The sequence below is a fragment of the Thermostichus sp. OS-CIW-26 genome (genome assembly GCF_054058395.1).
The window spans coordinates 182,619-199,608 of record NZ_JBSSAG010000001.1; the positions used below are offsets into that span (position 1 = coordinate 182,619).

Consider the following 16,990-nt stretch of genomic DNA (forward strand, 5'->3'; position numbering starts at 1 on the left):
CCGGCCTGCCAGTCCCCTTTACAGAGCGAGCTGTAGGCTTCACCTCTGGGCTAGCTGTGGAGCGCCAAGGGAATAACTACACAGGTTGTTGCCCACCTACAATGGCCCGACAGCGAATGTAGGGGCCGCCCGCATCCACCTTGGCCGGTTGACCCTTGCCGCAATGGCCGGATCCCAAGTCCCACAGGAAGTCCCGCGAGACGGCATCCACCGATTGCAGCACCTCAAAAGCATTGCCGGTGATGGTGACACCGCGCAGCAACTCCGCCAGCTTGCCATCGCGAATGCGGTAGGCCCGCTCTACCCCAAACATAAACTCGCCCGTGGAGTCCGCCTGCCCGTTCCTGGCCCCATCCAGGAAGTAGCCATCGGGAGTGCTGGCGATGATTTCCTCTAGCGTTTGGGATCCGGGTTCAATGAAGGTGTTGCGCATGCGGATCAAAGGCTCATCGGCATATTCCCAGGCGCGGGCATTGCCGGTGGGCTCTACGCCAAAGTGGGCAGCAGTTTCGCGGTTGTGGAGATAGCTGACCAGAATGCCGTTTTGGATGATGGTGGTGCTTTGGGTAGGAACGCCCTCGTCGTCCACAGGAAGGGTTCCCCCTGCCCCCGGCATAAACTCTGAATGGCCGGAGTCTTTGAGGGTAACCCAGTCGCTGGCCACCCGCTGCCCCAGCTTGCCGGCAGCCACAGAACCCGCCAGAACAAAATCCGCCTCGACCGTGTGGCCAATGGCCTCGTGCACCAACAGCCCCACGATGGAAGGCGACAGAATAACCGTGGCCCATCCCCCTTCTGCGTAGCCTGCGGACAATAAATCAACCGCGGTAGCAGCCGCCTTTTCCGCCATCTGCAAGGGATGCAAGCGGAACAGGCAATCCCATCCCCCCGTTACCCCAATGGCCTCGGAGCCACTGCTGAGCTGGCCGGCAGCTTCGGCCACCGCCTGAACTCGCAGCTCGGGGCGCACCAGACGAAAGGCCACATCCGCCCCATCGGTGGTGACAATGGCTTTTTCCTCGTAGATCTCGTTGTAGGTGCAACTGGCGGAGCTAATTTGGCGAGAGGCCTGCCGGGCCTGCGCCTCGGTTTCCAAAGCCAACTGGATCTTCGCCTCCAGCGGTTTGTTCAACACCTCCTCCACACCGGGCTCGCAGAACTCCCCTTGGGCCAGCCGCACACTGGGCAGGGATCCCAGCTTTTGTTTGCGGTAGTCGGCGCTGGCTTGGGCGGCACGGCGAGCTTCAGCGATGGCCTCCCGAATGGCAGCCGGCGAGGGATCCCCGGTGGCAGCGAAGCCCCAAGTACCTGCTTCCAACACCCGCACCCCCACTCCGGAACGGCGACGAACCGCGGTGCGCTCAAGGCGGCCCTTCTCGGCAGTGACGCTGCGGAACACCTTGCTGTGGTAGCGCAGTTCCACAAAGCCAGAGCAATCCCGAAGGATGTCGCGCAGAAGGTCTCGCATAGCAACAGGGAGATGGGTGTAGTCCTCAGTCCAGCATAGCCCGATCCTGGAAAGTCGATGAGCTGCCACGCCGAGTGAAAGCCCCGATCCCGTTCGTGTCAGCAGTGCGGAACATTTTGGCCAGGCCCGCCGTTAGAGGACAAAGTTAACCAGCTTTTTCGGCACCACCACCACTTTTTTGGGTGTTGCCCCCTCCAGGTATTTCTGCGCTGCTTCTGACCGAAGGGCCAACTGTTCCTGCTCCTCCGGCGTTACCTCGGCAGGGGCCTCAAACGAGCCGCGCAATTTGCCGTTCACCTGAATCACAATGGTCACCGTGTCGGCCACCAGCGCTGCCGGGTCATAGCTGGGCCAAGACTGCCGATGCACCGAGTCTGCGCCCCCCAGCGCCTGCCACAGCTCCTCCGCAATATGGGGGGCAAAAGGCGCCATCAGCAACACCAGCGTGCGGATCCCCTCTGCATAAACCGGCGAATCCAGGATCCCGGCCTCCCCCAGAGCATTGCTCAGCTTCATCAGCTCGGCAATGGCAGTGTTGAATTGATAATCGTTTTCCAGATCTTCGCTGACTTCCTTGATGGCGGTGTGGATGGCCCGGCGCAGATCTTTTTCCGCCTTGGTCAGGGATCCCACCTCGACCTTGGCCTGCAACAGCTCTGAGACCCTGCCCCGCCAGGACTCCGTCTCGCCACCGCGAACGACAAACTCGTACACCTGCCGCCAGACGCGGTTGAGAAAGCGAAATTGCCCCTCCACGTCGGCATCGTCCCACTCCAGATCCTTCTCCGGCGGGGCCTTGAAGAGGATAAACATGCGGGCCGTATCCGCCCCGTAGTGGGCCAGCACCTCCTCAGGATCCACGCCGTTGCCCTTGGACTTGGACATGGTAGCGTAGATAACTTGCAGGGGCTCGCCCGTTTCCGGATCCCGCGGGTCGTTGGGATCCTGCACCAGAGCTGCCGGGATCCAGCGATCCTTGCCGGACTTGTTGGGGTTGTAGTAAGTGCGCCCTTGCACCATCCCCTGGGTGAGCAGACGCGAGAACGGCTCGTCAAAATCCAGCAGCCCCCGATCCCGCAACACCTTGGTAAAAAAGCGGGAGTAGAGCAGGTGCAGGATGGCGTGCTCAATGCCGCCCACGTACTGATCCACCGGCAGCCAGGCGTTCACCCGGTCTTTGCGGAAGATCTCTCGGTCGTTGCGGGCATCGCTGAAGCGCAGGAAGTACCACGACGAGCAGATGAAGGTGTCCATGGTATCGGTTTCCCGGCGGGCTTCCGTACCACAGGTGGGGCATTTCACCTTCACCCAGTCCTCCAACTGGGCCAACGGGGATCCCCCTCGCCCCGTCAGCTCCACATCCTCCGGCAAGAGCACCGGCAGATCCTTCTCCGGCACCGGCACAATGCCACAGTGGGGACAATGGATCACCGGGATGGGACAACCCCAGTAGCGCTGCCGCGAGATCAGCCAATCCCGCAGGCGGTAGTTGATCTGCTTTTCCCCCAGCCCCTGGGCTTCCAGCCAGGCGATGGCTCTTTCCACGCTTTGCCCTGGGCCTTTGCCCACCGGGATCCCGTCTAGGGGGCCAGAGTTAATCATCACCCCTTCCCCCGTCCAGGCAGCCTGCAGTTCCAAGGACTCCGTCCCGCTGGCGCGATCCGCTGAGGCCGGAGAACCCTCCGGCGGCTGCACCACCCGCTTGATGGGCAGGCCGAACTTGCGGGCAAACTCGAAATCCCGCTGGTCGTGGGCGGGCACGGCCATGATGGCCCCCGTCCCGTAGCCCATCAACACATAGTCGGCAATCCAGATGGGGATCCGCTCTTGGTTAACGGGGTTGATGGCGTAGGATCCCGTCCAAACCCCTGTCTTTTCCCGGTCTTCAGCGCTGCGCTCGATCTCGCTGCGGGCAGCGGCCTGGGCTTGATAGGCTCTGACGGCCTGCAGTTGCTCGGCAGTGGTGAGCTTGTCCACCAAGGGGTGCTCCGGCGACATCACCATGAAGGTGGCCCCCCAGAGGGTATCGGGCCGGGTGGTGAACACTGCCAGCTCGTCCCCTGCCTCGGTTTTGAAAATCACCTTAGCCCCCACCGATTGGCCGATCCAGTTCTCCTGCATGGTGCGCACCCGCTCCGGCCAGCCGGAGAGCTTTTCCAGATCCGCCAGCAGTTGGTCGGCATAGGCGGTGATTTTGAAAAACCACTGCTTGAGCATGCGCTTTTCCACCAGGGCGCCGGATCTCCAGGAACGCCCCTCCGCATCCACCTGCTCGTTGGCCAACACCGTCTGATCCACCGGATCCCAGTTCACTGGCGCTTCCTTCTGGTAGGCCAGGCCGGCCTTGAAAAATTGCAGGAAGAGCCACTGCGTCCACTTGTAGTAGTCGGGGGCGCAGGTGGTGATCTCCCGCTCCCAGTCGTAGGACAGGCCCAACCGCTGCAACTGATCCCGCATCTGGGCAATGTTTTGGTAGGTCCACTTGGCCGGTGGGATCCCCCGGTCGATGGCGGCATTCTCCGCCGGCAGGCCAAAGGCATCCCAGCCCATCGGGTGCAACACCGCGTATCCCTGCATTCGTTTGTGGCGGGCAATTACATCGGTGATGGTGTAATTGCGCACATGCCCCATGTGCAGGTTGCCGCTGGGGTAGGGGAACATAGACAGGGCATAAAATTTGCGGCTCCCGTCCTTCAGCTCTGGGGTGCGATCCAGCCCGATTTCACGCCAGTGGGCCTGCCACTTGCTCTCAATGGCCTGGGGATTGTAGCGCGCGTCCACGGTTCGATGCTCCTGGGAAAAAAGCGCTCACGCTGGGAGATAGAAGCATTTTGACATACTCCCCACGCCAGTGCTCTCAAGCAAGGAACGGGATCCCTATTGGCGCTGACAAACCGACAAGCAGGGATCACAAGCAGGGATCAGTAGGTTTCTTCGTGCCACCTGTCTGCTTTCTTCAGTTCCTTCTGGAACTTGCTCCAATCCTGACCGGCTTGTTCCGCCAAAGGCCCCATGACGTTGTTGATCCCGTCCTCCATCCCCTTGAGGCCGCAGATGTAGGTGTAGGTGTTAGGCTTCTGGAGCATGTCCCACAGCTCGGCACCGTATTCGGCCATGCGGTTTTGCACGTACATTTTCTTGCCATCGGGGGTTTGTTGCTCGCGGCTGATGGCGTAATCGACGCGGAAGCGATCCCCGTACTGGGCTTTCCAAGCCTCCAGATCCCCGTGGTAGAGCAAGGTGGAGGTGGTGGGCACCCCAAAGAACAGCCAGATCTTGCCCTGATAGTTGGGATCCTCCTCAAACAGGTGCTTGATGAAAGCGCGAAAAGGGGCAATGCCGGTGCCGGTGGCGATCAAGATCAGGTTGGCATTCTCATCTTCAGGCAACAGGAAGGTTTTCCCCGATGGCCCCGTGATCATCACCTCGTCGCCTGCCTTCAAATCGGTGAGGAAGCCGGAGCAGACCCCCACCCCCGGTTGGCCCGTCTCTTTATCGACATATTCGGCCCGCTTCACACTCAAAGAGACGGTGCGCCCCTCGCCATCATCGCCAAAGCGGGTGGAAGCAATCGAGTAGAGGCGGGGCTTGTGGGGCTTGCCCTTGGCATCTTCGCCAGGAGGGATAATGCCAACGCTTTGCCCTTCTAGGTAGCGGTAGTTGGGATCCGGCAAGCTGAGCACAATGTGCTTGGTCAGTCCGGGTGCTCCTTCACCGACAATGGAGTAGGTCTCCACGCAGTGGCCGATCAAGGGGGCGTTGGGACGATACAGATTGACGACAACCTCTCGCTTTTCTGCGCTGGCAACCATAACCGTGATCTGCTCCTGGCTCTGGGAGGAAATGAGTTTACAGATAGCAAACACCATAGCAGCCCGGCTGCTCAAACGGAACTTGCCAGAAGAACAGCAGACGACCTTCGCCAGCCCCCCAGGCCGTCCTGAGAGCGGCAACCCCGGAAAAATAATCCCGGCCAAGCTCATCGGCCAAAAATATGGATTTTTTGTTAAATTGTTGCTTAGGGTGCCCACCTCTCTGGCCCACAAGCGGGTTGTGAGGTAACGGCTTCATTTGGTATCATGCAAGGCCGTAACAGTTGGTAACTTTTTAGAGCCTTTTTCTCAGTTTTGCCCTGCCCGTCCCCAAGGAGTTCCCATGGCAAGCAGTCCTGATCGTGTTGTGATGATTGGTGTCGCCGGAGATTCTGGCTGTGGCAAGTCCACCTTTTTACGCCGGCTGGGGGATCTATTTGGCCGGGATCTGATTACCACCATCTGTCTGGATGACTATCACTCCTTGGATCGCTACCAGCGCAAAGAGAAGGGCATCACGGCGCTGGATCCCCGCGCCAACAACTTCGACCTGATGTACGAGCAGGCCAAGGCGCTTAAGAACGGCCAAAGTGTGATGAAGCCCATCTACAACCACGAGACGGGGCTGATTGACCCACCGGAGCTGGTGGAGCCCAACCGCATCATCGTCCTGGAGGGGCTGCATCCCATGTATGACGAGCGGGTGCGCCAGCTGCTGGACTTCAAGGTGTACTTGGATCTGGCGCCGGAGATCAAGATTGCTTGGAAAGTGAAGCGGGACATGGCGGAGCGGGGCCACACCTACGAAGATGTGTTGCGCTCAATCGAGGCTCGCCGCCCGGACTTTGAAGCCTATGTCGATGTGCAGAAGCAGTACGCCGATGCCGTCATTGAGGTTTTGCCTACCCAGTTGTTGCCGGAGCTGGATCCAGAGCACAAAGTACTGCGGGTGCGGCTGATCCAGCGGGAAGGGGTGAAGTACTTCGACCATGTTTATCTCTTTGACGAAGGCTCCACCATTGATTGGATCCCCTGCGGCAAAAAGCTGACTTGTTCCTATCCAGGGATCCGCCTCCACTATGGCCCTTCCACCTACTTCGAGCACCCGGTTTCGATTCTGGAGATCGACGGCACCTTCGACAAGCTGGAAGAGGTCATCTACATCGAGAACCACCTGAGCAACTTGTCCACCCGCTACTATGGCGAGCTGACGGAACTGTTGCGCAAGCACCCGGAATACCCGGGATCCCGCAATGGCTCTGGTCTGATTCAGATCATCGTGGGCCTGAAGCTGCGCGCCCTTTACGAGCAAATTCGGGCAGAAGCCAAAGAGCTGGCGGTGGCTTCCTAGTGTTTGCCCCGCTTAGGGGATCCCTTCGGTAAAGTGTTGGTGCAGGTCGGCTGACCCAGCATAGGTCGGCAGTAGGGCTTCGGTGTATGCAGGGATTCCAGTTGGAGATCTTTCCGGAGGGCCCCGTCTTAATCCAACGGGCCATCGAGATTTGGCAAGCTCGGTCAGCCGCTGCCATTCGCGAGCGGGGACGCTTTACGGTGGTCTTGGCCGGGGGAAGCACCCCCAAGAAGCTGTATGCTGCCCTGGCCCAAACCCCAGGGATCCCTTGGCAACAAACCTGGCTGTTCTGGGGAGACGAGCGCTATGTTCCCCCGGATCACCCTGAGAGCAACTACCGTATGGTACGAGAAACCCTGCTGCAGCAGATCGGGATCCCGGCGGCTCAAGTTTTCCCTATGCCCACCCAAGCGAGGGATCCCCTTCGCGATGCTGCCGAATACGAGGCCACCCTACGGCAGATTTTCGGTACAGAGTGCCCTTCTCTCGACCTGGTATGGCTGGGAGTGGGGGAAGATGGCCACACAGCTTCCTTGTTTCCCGACACAGCCGCTCTGCAGGTGCAGCACCGCTGGGTGACAGTGGGGCAAAAAGGGCAGGAGCCGCGTCTAACCTTGACCTATCCCGTCCTCAATCAGGCAGCCCAGGTGGTGTTCCTGGTAACCGGAGCGAACAAAGCCCCCATCGTGAAAGAGGCGCTGACCACCGAGGCCCACCTACCCTGCCAGCGCGTAAACCCCAGAGGACGGCTGCTGTGGTTGCTGGATGCGGCGGCAGCGGCTCAACTGCCCCTGCCCTGTGTCCCGCTGCTCAGCTAAACAACAGGCGGGCTAACTGCCGATGGGATAGGATCCCCAGGCCCACCGCCCCCAAAATCATCCCAGCCCATTCCAGTGGCCACAGGTTTGATAGCCCCAGCGGCCAACGCACCAGGTTTCATGGGTCGAGAACCGGCGGGGCAGGGATCCCTCAGGGGGTACCGGGCAAATTCTTCAGTACTGGAATCACCAGCTCTTGGACGGGCAGCGCTACGGGCTGGGCGGAGTCACTGCTCAGGGAGCTGGATGGCGCAGAAGGAGAAGAGCTGGGGATCTCGCCCATGGGCCGCAGTTGCCAGCGGATGATCTGCTCGCCGCGGTAAAAGGTAACCAACAACTGATCCCCTTGCGATTGAATTTGCCAAGTGCCATCGCCGCTGGTTACCGAAATATGGCCGCCGGAAAAGGGTGCATCCAAAGCCGGCCCCGATTGGCTCCAGATACGCCCGCCACCCGTTTCCAAGATCAATTGCACCGTCGCCCCCTGCCCCTGGCCGCTCAAAATTTGGCCGGTTCCGCTCCAAACTCGGGTTTCCGTCTGAGCGACGGCAGGTTGCCCAATCTGCAGAACCATGAGCAACAGCCCTGCCCAGCTCCAGTGATTTCGCAGCCTCCCTCTCCCATCAGGGAAGAAGGAAGAAGAGCGAGAGAAACAAGCCATTGCACTCACGTTGATACCACGCGCCGCGATAGGTCTAAAACAGACGAAGAAGAAAGCGACAAGGTGTCGCAGGAAGCAATCCTTTACACAGTCTTTTTCACAGTCTACCGAGAGGCTCCGGGATCCCTTTGCGCTCTCTTGGCTCTGGGTTGAGCCTGCTGCCGGAATCCTCCCTCGGCTTGATCCCAATCTAGCAATCTCCATCCCCCCAGCCAGGATGTAACCTGAGGCTCTAGCTGCGGGGATCCCCAGCAACCGTTTCGTCAATGCGCAGAGTCAAGACCCAGAGTGCCTCCGCCGCAATCGTAAGCCTCACTACTTGAGAGAAAGGAAACGCTCCAGAGCTGCCACCATTGCCGGTGGCCAACGGCGGACGGTTTTCACCCATTCCAGGTCGGCGTAGCGGGGATCCAGCCCTTGCACAGCCACCCAATGACTTTCGGCCTCTCCTTGCCGACCCTGCACCCAAAGGATGGCGCTGAGAGCAGCCCGCATATCTGGAAACTTCGGGTACTTGCGCACCAGAGCCCGCATCAAGCGCAGGGCAGCTTCTGTTTCGCCCACCTGGTAGAGGCTCAGAGCATAGTTGGCCTGAGCAAAGGCGTAGTCGGGAGCCAGTTCTGTAGCGCGGCGGTAGTCAGCCAAGGCCTGTTGCCATTGGCCCAGCCCTGCTTCCGCATTGCCGCGGTTGTTGTAGGCTGCCGCATCGTTGGGATCCAACTGCAACACTCGTTCGTAGTCTGCAATCGCCTCCTGCCACCGCCCCAACCCCTCCAAAGCAGCCCCTCGGTTGAGATAGGGATCCGGTGCCTCAGGGGCCAAACGAATGGCCTCAGCATAATCCTCCAGAGCTGCCTGCAGTTGGTGCAAGCTGACACGGGCGTTGCCCCGGTTGCTCCACAGGGCCGGGTTGTCCGGCTGGATCTGCAACAGTTGAGTCCACAGGGTTTCCGCCCGGGCAAAATCTCCCCTCTGAGTTGCAGCAAAGGCCTCCTCAAACAGTCGATCGATCTCGTGATCTACCCTGTTGCTCGCTGCCGTTGCCACCACACCCGATCCAGGCCAGATAGGGATCCCTAGCCAAAACAGCAGCCCCAGCAGCAGCGCAGGGAGTAGGTTGGGTACACTGACGGACTTCATGGCTGCAAAAACCACCTTGGATGGGGTGTCCCCACCTGAAGCCATCGCCACAGAAGGGGGTCTGATGGTTAGCGCGCCCTGGAGGACTCGAACCCCCGACATCCGGTTTTGGAGACCGACGTTCTACCAACTGAACTAAGGACGCATTGGCCTAGGGTCACACCCACTTACCCAGTGTAGCAGGTACACCCACCTTTCAAAGAAGCTGTTCCTTGCTATCCGCACTCTCTGTCTTGGCCTTGATACGAGTGGCTTTGCCCACCCGATCCCGCAAATAGAACAGCTTGGCCCGACGCACTTTACCCCGCCGCAGCACCTGAATCGACTCGATGCGCGGGGAGTGAATGAGGAAAACCCGCTCCACACCGATCCCTTGGAAAACCTTGCGCACCGTAATGGTGCGGTTGATACCGGAGTGGCGCATGGCAATGACCGTGCCCTCAAAGGCTTGTACCCGCTCCTTGCCCCCCTCTTGAATGCGAACTCCCACCCGTACCTGATCCCCAACCCGAATCTCCGGCAGATCCGACTTCATCTGGGCAGCTTCAATGGAGCGGATGATCTCCTCAGCGTTGATGCGAACGTTCATGGCCTTCCCGCGCTACCGGCAGCTAACCATGGTAACAATCGTCGCTGTTTTTTGTACAGAGCTGGCCGACATAGAGCTTAAGAGGTGGGAGACTGTGTTTACGCTTCCCCCATTTTTCCAATAGGCTAGACAAAGATAAAGCTTTTGTTACAAACGGGAGACTTTTGTGATCCTGCACACCGATGAGCCCAAGACGGGATCCCTGTCTACTCCCAAGCTTGCAGAGCAGCCTCTGCCCCAGAGCAAACCCCGCCCCAAGAGATTTCCCTTCGGCTGGATGCTCCTGGGCTTGCTGTTGGCCGGCCTAGGGGGCAGCGGTCTCCTGATCCAGCGTCAGCTGCAGCAGCAGAGGGCAGAACGGCTGGAAAGATTGACGGTACCGGTTCAAGTGGTGGATCTGACCCAACGCCTGCGGGTGAGCGGCCAGGTGCAGCCACTCCGCCAGGTGAATGTCAGCCCTCGCGAGTCGGGTCGCCTGGCGGAACTGTTGGTGGATCAGGGAGATGAAGTGGTGGCAGGGCAGTTATTGGCCCGGATGGACTACGGCGATCTCGCCAGTGGCATTCGCCAAGCCCAAGCCCGCATTCAAGAGCTGCAAGCTCGTCTGGCGGAGCAACAGGCCGGAGAGCGCCCCCAGGTGATCGCGGCGGCCCAGGCCAGGGTGGATGCTGCCCGGTCGCAGGTGGACTTGGCTCAGAGGGAGTTAGAGCGCATCCAGGCCCTGGTGCAGGCGGGGGTGGTAGCCCGCAGCGAGTTGGATCAACGCTCGGCCCGCCTGGAACAAGCGCAAGCGGATTTGCGAGCTGCTCAACAGGAGTTGGAGCGATTGCAACTGGGGAGCCGCCCGGAAACCCTACAGCAAATTCAAGCCCAAATTGCCCAGGCACAAGCCGAGCTGGCCCAACGGCAATCCCGGCTGGCCGAGGCCGAAGTCCGCGCCCCCTTTTCCGGTGTGGTGGTGCAGCGCTTTGCCGAGGTGGGATCCTTTGTAGCTCCCACAACAGCAGCTTCCGATGCCACCGCAGCTTCTTCCAGTTCCATTTTGGCGCTGGCTCAGGGAATTGAGGTGCGGGCAGAAGTGCCAGAAGCCCAAATTGCCCAGGTGCGGGTGGGTCAGCCGGTGGAGATCCGCTCCCTGGCCTACCCCGACCGCCTGGTGCAGGGGCGGGTGAAGCGGATTGCACCCGCTACGGTGGTGGTGCGAGAGGTAACCGTCTTTCGGGTCTTCGTTGAACCGGAGCCTGGGGCCGACTTTTTGCGCACCGGCATGACTGTTTCGGTGGATTTCATTGGGGATCCCCAGCCTCAGGCTCTGACGGTGCCCTCAGTGGCTATCCTCCGGGAGGAAAGCCAGGAAGGCGTGCTCCTGCTGGATCCCCAAACCCGACGACCTGTCTATCGCCGCGTGGAAACGGGCATCACTCAGGGTGGAGTTACCCAAATCCTCTCCGGTCTGCAGGCAGGGGATCGGGTCTTTACTGCCCTGCCTCCTGGGGTGAACCTAGAGACTTTGATTAAAAGAGCGGAGCAACAGCCATGAGCCTGGCAACGGCGGCCAAAATGGCCTGGCAAATGGTGCGACGACATCGCCTGCGCACCGGGCTGAGCATGCTCGGGATCCTCATCGGCAATGCGGCGGTGGTGGCCATTGCCGGATTTGGCTACGCCGCCCAAGAGATGGCGGTGGATCAATTTCGCTCTCTGGGCACCAACTTGCTGATCGTCTTTTCGGCCAACTTGGGCCTGGTCGATGCCGGCAACATCCGCCCCCTCACTTTGGAGGATGTGCGAGCCATTGCTGCGGAAGTGCCTGCCGTGTCAGCAGCTGTCCCCAGCCTGGGCACCAATGTGCGCGCTGTGCGAGGTGGAGTGGATCGCCGCTATGAGGCCACCGGCACTTGGCCGGAGTACTTGTCGGTCTTGAACCTGGAGATCGAGGCAGGCCGCTTCCTCTTGCCCTCGGATATCGAGGAACAGCGCCCGGTGGTGGTGCTGGGCAGCGATGCCGCCAGCCAGTTGTTCGGCCTGGACCCTGCCGCTGCTATTGGGGAGACCGTCCTGCTGAACAATTTGCCCTTCGAGGTAATCGGCACTTTGCGCTCGAAGCCGACGGTGTTTGGCAACAGCGATGCCGGAGTGTTTCTGCCGGTGGATGTGGTGGCCAATCAGTTGGTCGGGCGACGCTCCCCCTACGGCACAGAGCTGACGGCGATTTTCGTCTCGGCCCGCTCTGAAGCCGATCTGCCCGCTGCCGAGTTCCAAATCCGCAACCTGCTGCGCCGGCGGCACCAATTGGTGGGAGAAGATGACTTCATCATCCGCAACCAAAAGGTGCTCCTGGATGGGTCGGCCAGGATTTTGAGCCTGTTGCGGGTGCTGCTGACGGGCACGGCGGCCCTCTCCCTGCTGGTGGGAGGGGTGGGGATCATGAATGTGATGCTTATCTCAGTTGCGGAACGCACCCATGAAATCGGGCTGCGCAAGGCGATTGGGGCGGATAGCCGGCAGATTTTGCAGCAGTTTGCCGCCGAAGCGATTTTCATTGCCGTGACCGGGGGGGTGCTCGGGATCCTCCTCAGCAGCGGCCTGCTGGTGGCGGTGCAGGTGTTCACCCCCTTGGCCACCCAAGTCGATGGGGTGGCAGTGGGAGTGGCGTTCTCCCTGTCCACTGGGATTGGGCTAGTCTTTGGCATTTTCCCGGCCCGCAAAGCGGCGCAACTGGATCCCATTGAGGCCCTGCGGGCTTAGAGCTCGTATCCAAACAGGCGGGGATCCGCCGGCTGCCCATCGAGATCCGCCAGGCCATATTCTGCCCAGCGGCGATCCACCAAGCGGGCCACCTCCGGATCTGGAGCAAGGGGCTCCCGCCAGGGAGCATCGGTTTCCGGGGGGATCTTGGTGGTGGCATCAATGCCCATCTTGCCTCCCAGACCCCGTCTTTCGGTGGCAAAATCCAGGGCGTCGAAGGGATTGTCCGGCAGAATAAACACATCCCGCTGCGGATCCACCCGCGAGCACAGGCACCACAGCACCTGCCGTGGATCCCGGACGTTGATATCCTTGTCCACCACGATCACAAACTTGGTGTAGCTAAATTGGGGCAGGGCGCTCCAAAAAGCCAAAGCCGCCCGCCGCGCTTGGCCGGGGTAGGCTTTGTCGAGGGAAAGAATAGCGGCCTTGTAGCCCAGCGCCTCCATCGGCAAAAAGAAATCTACAATCTCCGGCACCTGCTGCCTGAGGATGGGGGTGTAGATGCGGTTCAGGGCCAGCGCCATCATGTCGTTTTCTTTGGGGGGCTTGCCGCTGAAGGTGGTGAGATAGATGGGATCCCGGCGGTGGGTCAAGCAGTGGAAGCGAATCAGAGGGGCCTGCTCGTTGCGGGGGCCGTAGTAACCGATGTGATCCCCGGCAGGCCCGTCGGGGGCCACTTCCCCAGGGGTGATGGTGCCCTCCAAAACGATCTCAGCATGAGCCGGCACCTGCAGATCCACCGTTTTGCACTGGGCCAGGTGCAACCCTTCTCCGGCGTAGAGACCGGCAAACAGCCACTCGGACAGATCCACCGGCAGAGGTGTGGCCGCCGCCAGAATCACCACCGGATCCACCCCCACTGCCACCGCCACCTCCAACTTTTGGCCCAGGGCCGCCGCTTTGCGCAGATGCCGAGTCGCCCCCCGCACCGACAGCCATTGCACCGTCATGGTGTTGCGGCTTTGCAACTGCAGGCGGTACACCCCCACGTTGGGGATCCCGTTTTCCGGGTCTTTGGTGACCATCAGGCCCAAGGTCAGCACCCGTCCGGCATCGCCGGGGTAGACCCGCAACAGGGGCAATTGGGTGAGATCCACTTCCTCTCCCCGCAGCACCACCTGCTGACAGGGAGGGATCAGATCCCGGCTGGGTCTCGCTTTGAAGACGCTAAGCAGCGCCTGTCCCAACTCCACTGCCTGGGCAAAGCTCCGCGGTGGCCGCGGCTGGTAAAGCAGGGCCAGCTTTTTCCCCAGTTCCTCCAGATCCTGAGGCTGCTCCATTCCCAAAGCCCAGCAAATGCGCTCCACCGTGCCCAGGGTGTTGATGAGCAGCGGCATTGAGGATCCCTTCACCCGCTCAAACAGCAGCGCCGGCCCCCCGCAGGCCAAGAGGCGATCGGCAATCTCGGCAATTTCCAGATCCGGATCCACTTCTGCCGAAATGCGGCGGAGCTGACCACGGGATTCCAGCAGAGCAATAAAACGGCGTAGATCTCTGGGCATGAAAGGGAACCTAAGGGCTTACTTGTCGCGATTGAGGGCTAACCCGCTCATGAAGGGCTTCTGCAGCGCAATAAACACCAGCAGCGGCGGGATACTGGCGATGATCGCCCCCAGCATCATGGGGCCATAGGAGGCCGAGCTATCCAGATTGAGCAGGGATTGCAGCCCCACCTGCACCACTTGTCGCTCTCGGCCTTGCACGATCAAGCGGGGCCACAGGTACATATTCCAAGCGTAAACGAAGTGAATCACCGCCTGCGCCCCGATGGCGTTCCAGCTCAAGGGGATCAGCACCTGGGTGAGAAATTGCAGCGGGTTGGCCCCGTCCAGTTGGGCCGCCTCCGCCAGCTCGCGGGGAATGTTGGAAAAATGCTGGCGGAACAAAAACGTGGCCGTGGCGCTGGCCAGAAAGGGCACGATTAAAGCGTAGTAGGTGGATCCCCAGCCCAAGTTGGTGACCAACCGCAGCAGGGCAATGATCAAGATTTCTGTGGGCATCATCAGCGTGATCAGCACAAAGCCAAAGGCCAGCCCTTTGCCGGGAAAGCGGAAGTACACAAAGGCCAGCCCGGCTAGCAGCGACAAAACCGTCTTGCCCACCGTGATTGCCACCGCCACGATGGTGCTGTTGACCATGTAGTGGCCCAAGTGCCGCGCCACCATCACCTGATGCCAGTTGAAGGCAAAAGAGGAGCCAAAGGTCAATTGATAGCGGAACACCTCGGCATTGTTCTGGGTGCTCACGAGCAGGGCGTACAACACCGGAAATCCCAGAACCAAGCAGGCCAGCACCAGGCCCAAATGCACATACCAACGCTCCGGGATCCAGCGCCGCCAACGCCAGGGAGAAGGCTCCACCCGAGTTGAACTGGGCTGGGCCACTTGAGATCGGGGATCCTGCAACAGTTGGGCCATGGCACCTCCGGACAGCAAACGCTGATGAGCAGATGGAGTTTCTGGGTCGATCTTTGGCTTCTCTTGTGAGGATAATCTGCCAGAGTTAAGGGCAACCTAAGGAAGGCCGGTCGCCTTAGCGGTGCGGAGCACCTCTGCCCAGACTTGCGAGTGCTTTCACCGGCGGGAGGAAACGGGTAGAGTAGAACAGCAGTATCTGGATAACCCAAGAGAGGATCCCATGACTCGAGGCTTTGGCCCCTTCGGCAAAATCCAAGAAGCGCTCAAGAAAGCCCAAGAGGTGCGCGATGGCGCTCAAAGGCTGCAAAAAGAGCTGGAAGAGATGGAGATCGTCGGCGAAGCCGGCAATGGGCTGGTGAAAGTGACGGTAAACGGCAACCAAGAACCCCTTAAGGTCTCTCTGGATCCCCAGATTCTCCAGGAGTCGGTGGATGTGGTAGAGGACTTGCTCCTGACGGCGATGGTGAACGCCTACACCCAATCTGCTGAGACGATGCGCAAACGCATGGAAGAGCTGACCGGAAACATCAGTCTGCCGGGGTTGGGACTGGGTTGAGCCCCACTTGCTTAACCCCGCTTGCTTAACTCTGTATGTACACTCGCCCCTTGGCTCGCCTCATCGAAGAGCTGCAACGGCTGCCCGGCATTGGCTCCAAAACCGCTCAGCGCCTAGCTCTCCACTTGATCAACCGGCCTGCCGGCGAGATCGAGGCCCTGGCCAAAGCCCTGCTGGAAGCCAAGCAAACCGTTCGGCACTGTTCCATCTGCTTCAACTGGTCGGCGGAGGATCCCTGTGAGATTTGCCGTTCGCCACAGCGGGATCCCTTGCTGTGGTGCGTGGTGGCCGACGTCAAAGACTTGATTGCGATGGAGCGCACCCGCGAGTTCAAGGGGCTCTACCACGTTTTGGGCGGCCTCATCTCCCCCATGAACGGGATCGGGGTCGATCAACTGCACATCCGCGAGCTGGTGGCTCGGGTGGCACGGGAAAAACCGCAGGAGCTGATCTTCGCCCTCAGCCCCAGTGTAGAGGGAGAGGTGACCATGCACGTGGTCAAGGATTACCTGAAGCCGGTTGCCCCCACCTTGCGCATGACCCGCCTGGCCTTCGGCCTGCCCATGGGATCCGAGCTGGAATACGCCGACGAGGTCACCCTGGCCCGTGCCTTGGAAGCGCGGCAGGAGTTGTGAGCCGCTCAGCCCCTCAATCGCAGCCGGTTACCCCCTCCGCGCAGTAGGTGCTCCACCAGGGGTTGAAGTTGGCAGGATCCTCCGGCAGAGTGCTGATGTTCAGAAGTTCCTGGAAGCTGCTGTTGCGGCCTCCGTAGCGCAGGTGCATGTGCACCGGATCCCCGTGGGGTGCCCGCAGAATCACATAGGTGAAGGTCTCGCAACTGGCGTCTGCTCCAGGCTGCAACTGAAACAAATCCCAGATGGAACTTAAGGAGCGCTCAGGGTAGTAGAAGGGATCCGGCGCAGCCCCCCGATAGGCGTAGCGACATTTTTCCGCCAGGGGCTTTTTCCCTTCCAGGTCGGCATAAAAGGAGAAAAACTCCATCTTCTCGAACTTCACCCGCTTTTGGATTGCGCGGATCGTTGGCCGATTGTTCCAGGGACGTATCCAGAGTGAAAACACCATCAATTCCCAGGTAGGGCACTTTATAAGCATTGGGGGACACAATCTGCAGCTCTAAGGCTGCCGCAGCCGCTCCAAAACCCAAGAGACTCAAGCTGCCGATCAGCCAGGCTAGGGCCGTTGAAGAACAAACTTGACGAGAGGGCATAAAACTTCGTCATGCCTGTATTGTGCAGTAAAGTCCAGACCAGTCTAAGAAAAGCTTTGAGCTCGTACTATCCCACTGGGGGGCATCTGGCGAGAAATTCGCCGACTGCAGGTGCAGCTTTGGGGAACGGGATCCTAAGACAAGGCAGTAAAATTGAGGTCAGGCTCACCGTAGAGGGGCCAGGTTGGCTGCCCAAGCC

The 16,990-nt window shown here is 60.2% G+C and carries 15 protein-coding genes and 1 tRNA gene; 6 read left to right on the top strand and 10 right to left on the bottom strand.

The genetic code is table 11. The features are described 5' to 3' along the window. Positions 1-76: 76 nt before the first annotated feature. The 3 genes from ACVW0C_RS00820 to ACVW0C_RS00830 all read right to left on the bottom strand — a co-directional run bounded on the left by ACVW0C_RS00820 (position 77) and on the right by ACVW0C_RS00830 (position 5,280). Positions 77-1,468 (bottom strand): TldD/PmbA family protein, encoded by a 1,392-nt coding sequence (locus tag ACVW0C_RS00820; protein WP_457383996.1) that lies wholly within the window; start codon positions 1,466-1,468, stop codon positions 77-79. Between the two features lie 132 nt (positions 1,469-1,600). Further along, positions 1,601-4,249: a leucine--tRNA ligase gene (gene leuS / locus ACVW0C_RS00825; RefSeq protein WP_457383997.1), complete on the bottom strand. Its 2,649-nt coding sequence runs from the start codon at positions 4,247-4,249 to the stop codon at positions 1,601-1,603. Positions 4,250-4,389: 140 nt separating this feature from the next. Continuing rightward, a complete protein-coding gene (locus ACVW0C_RS00830; protein WP_457383998.1) occupies positions 4,390-5,280 on the bottom strand; it encodes a ferredoxin--NADP(+) reductase in 891 nt (296 codons plus the stop codon). Between the two features lie 343 nt (positions 5,281-5,623). Here ACVW0C_RS00830 and ACVW0C_RS00835 point away from each other — a divergent pair, with 343 nt between their 5' ends. Then, the gene (locus tag ACVW0C_RS00835) at positions 5,624-6,631 is read left to right on the top strand and encodes a phosphoribulokinase (protein WP_414351832.1); all 1,008 of its coding nucleotides are present in this window, start codon (positions 5,624-5,626) and stop codon (positions 6,629-6,631) included. An 86-nt stretch (positions 6,632-6,717) separates the two neighbouring features. Then, positions 6,718-7,449 carry a 6-phosphogluconolactonase gene (gene pgl / locus ACVW0C_RS00840; RefSeq protein WP_457383999.1) on the top strand — a complete coding sequence of 244 codons (732 nt, stop codon included), beginning with the start codon at positions 6,718-6,720 and terminating at the stop codon, positions 7,447-7,449. Between the two features lie 151 nt (positions 7,450-7,600). On the opposite strand, the gene ACVW0C_RS00845 is transcribed toward pgl, so the two are convergent. From ACVW0C_RS00845 to rplS, 4 genes are all read right to left on the bottom strand, one after another. Beyond that, entirely contained in the window at positions 7,601-8,023 is a 423-nt protein-coding gene (locus ACVW0C_RS00845) for a hypothetical protein (RefSeq protein ID WP_148202781.1), read from the bottom strand. A 402-nt stretch (positions 8,024-8,425) separates the two neighbouring features. Continuing rightward, positions 8,426-9,250, bottom strand: a complete 825-nt coding sequence (locus ACVW0C_RS00850) for a tetratricopeptide repeat protein (protein WP_457384000.1) — start codon at positions 9,248-9,250, stop codon at positions 8,426-8,428. A 72-nt stretch (positions 9,251-9,322) separates the two neighbouring features. Next, positions 9,323-9,395 (bottom strand) — tRNA-Trp (locus ACVW0C_RS00855). Positions 9,396-9,446: 51 nt separating this feature from the next. Next, entirely contained in the window at positions 9,447-9,839 is a 393-nt protein-coding gene (gene rplS / locus ACVW0C_RS00860) for a 50S ribosomal protein L19 (protein WP_457384001.1), read from the bottom strand. A 166-nt stretch (positions 9,840-10,005) separates the two neighbouring features. On the opposite strand from rplS, the gene ACVW0C_RS00865 reads away from it, so the two are divergent. Both ACVW0C_RS00865 and ACVW0C_RS00870 read left to right on the top strand, forming a co-directional pair. Further along, entirely contained in the window at positions 10,006-11,379 is a 1,374-nt protein-coding gene (locus tag ACVW0C_RS00865; protein ID WP_457384002.1) for an efflux RND transporter periplasmic adaptor subunit, read from the top strand. After that, the gene (locus ACVW0C_RS00870; RefSeq protein ID WP_457384003.1) at positions 11,376-12,587 is read left to right on the top strand and encodes an ABC transporter permease; all 1,212 of its coding nucleotides are present in this window, start codon (positions 11,376-11,378) and stop codon (positions 12,585-12,587) included. Before ACVW0C_RS00865 ends, ACVW0C_RS00870 begins: the two co-directional genes overlap by 4 nt. On the opposite strand, the gene ACVW0C_RS00875 is transcribed toward ACVW0C_RS00870, so the two are convergent. After that, on the bottom strand, positions 12,584-14,092 hold the full coding sequence (locus tag ACVW0C_RS00875; protein ID WP_457384004.1) for a UbiD family decarboxylase: 1,509 nt from the start codon (positions 14,090-14,092) through the stop codon (positions 12,584-12,586). The genes ACVW0C_RS00870 and ACVW0C_RS00875 overlap by 4 nt on opposite strands. An 18-nt stretch (positions 14,093-14,110) precedes the next feature. After that, on the bottom strand, positions 14,111-15,007 hold the full coding sequence (locus ACVW0C_RS00880) for a carbohydrate ABC transporter permease (RefSeq protein ID WP_414329037.1): 897 nt from the start codon (positions 15,005-15,007) through the stop codon (positions 14,111-14,113). 220 nt (positions 15,008-15,227) lie between these two features. On the opposite strand from ACVW0C_RS00880, the gene ACVW0C_RS00885 reads away from it, so the two are divergent. Further along, positions 15,228-15,563 (top strand): YbaB/EbfC family nucleoid-associated protein, encoded by a 336-nt coding sequence (locus ACVW0C_RS00885; protein ID WP_414344527.1) that lies wholly within the window; start codon positions 15,228-15,230, stop codon positions 15,561-15,563. Positions 15,564-15,598: 35 nt separating this feature from the next. Beyond that, positions 15,599-16,198 carry a recombination mediator RecR gene (gene recR, locus ACVW0C_RS00890; RefSeq protein ID WP_414399715.1) on the top strand — a complete coding sequence of 200 codons (600 nt, stop codon included), beginning with the start codon at positions 15,599-15,601 and terminating at the stop codon, positions 16,196-16,198. A 13-nt stretch (positions 16,199-16,211) separates the two neighbouring features. Here recR and ACVW0C_RS00895 read toward each other — a convergent pair whose 3' ends face one another. Then, the gene (locus ACVW0C_RS00895; protein WP_457384006.1) at positions 16,212-16,646 is read right to left on the bottom strand and encodes a hypothetical protein; all 435 of its coding nucleotides are present in this window, start codon (positions 16,644-16,646) and stop codon (positions 16,212-16,214) included. Positions 16,647-16,990 lie beyond the last annotated feature (344 nt).

Bases quoted from the DNA above. Each gene is read 5' to 3' on its own strand.
- ACVW0C_RS00820 (WP_457383996.1), bottom strand. From the start codon at position 1,468: ATGCGAGACCTTCTGCGCGACATCCTTCGGGATTGCTCTGGCTTTGTG.
- ACVW0C_RS00830 (WP_457383998.1), bottom strand. From the start codon at position 5,280: ATGGTTGCCAGCGCAGAAAAGCGAGAGGTTGTCGTCAATCTGTATCGT.
- ACVW0C_RS00835 (WP_414351832.1), top strand. From the start codon at position 5,624: ATGGCAAGCAGTCCTGATCGTGTTGTGATGATTGGTGTCGCCGGAGAT.
- pgl (WP_457383999.1), top strand. From the start codon at position 6,718: ATGCAGGGATTCCAGTTGGAGATCTTTCCGGAGGGCCCCGTCTTAATC.
- ACVW0C_RS00845 (WP_148202781.1), bottom strand. From the start codon at position 8,023: ATGGTTCTGCAGATTGGGCAACCTGCCGTCGCTCAGACGGAAACCCGA.
- ACVW0C_RS00850 (WP_457384000.1), bottom strand. From the start codon at position 9,250: ATGAAGTCCGTCAGTGTACCCAACCTACTCCCTGCGCTGCTGCTGGGG.
- rplS (WP_457384001.1), bottom strand. From the start codon at position 9,839: ATGAACGTTCGCATCAACGCTGAGGAGATCATCCGCTCCATTGAAGCT.
- ACVW0C_RS00870 (WP_457384003.1), top strand. From the start codon at position 11,376: ATGAGCCTGGCAACGGCGGCCAAAATGGCCTGGCAAATGGTGCGACGA.
- ACVW0C_RS00875 (WP_457384004.1), bottom strand. From the start codon at position 14,092: ATGCCCAGAGATCTACGCCGTTTTATTGCTCTGCTGGAATCCCGTGGT.
- ACVW0C_RS00880 (WP_414329037.1), bottom strand. From the start codon at position 15,007: ATGGCCCAACTGTTGCAGGATCCCCGATCTCAAGTGGCCCAGCCCAGT.
- ACVW0C_RS00885 (WP_414344527.1), top strand. From the start codon at position 15,228: ATGACTCGAGGCTTTGGCCCCTTCGGCAAAATCCAAGAAGCGCTCAAG.
- recR (WP_414399715.1), top strand. From the start codon at position 15,599: ATGTACACTCGCCCCTTGGCTCGCCTCATCGAAGAGCTGCAACGGCTG.
- ACVW0C_RS00895 (WP_457384006.1), bottom strand. From the start codon at position 16,646: ATGGTGTTTTCACTCTGGATACGTCCCTGGAACAATCGGCCAACGATC.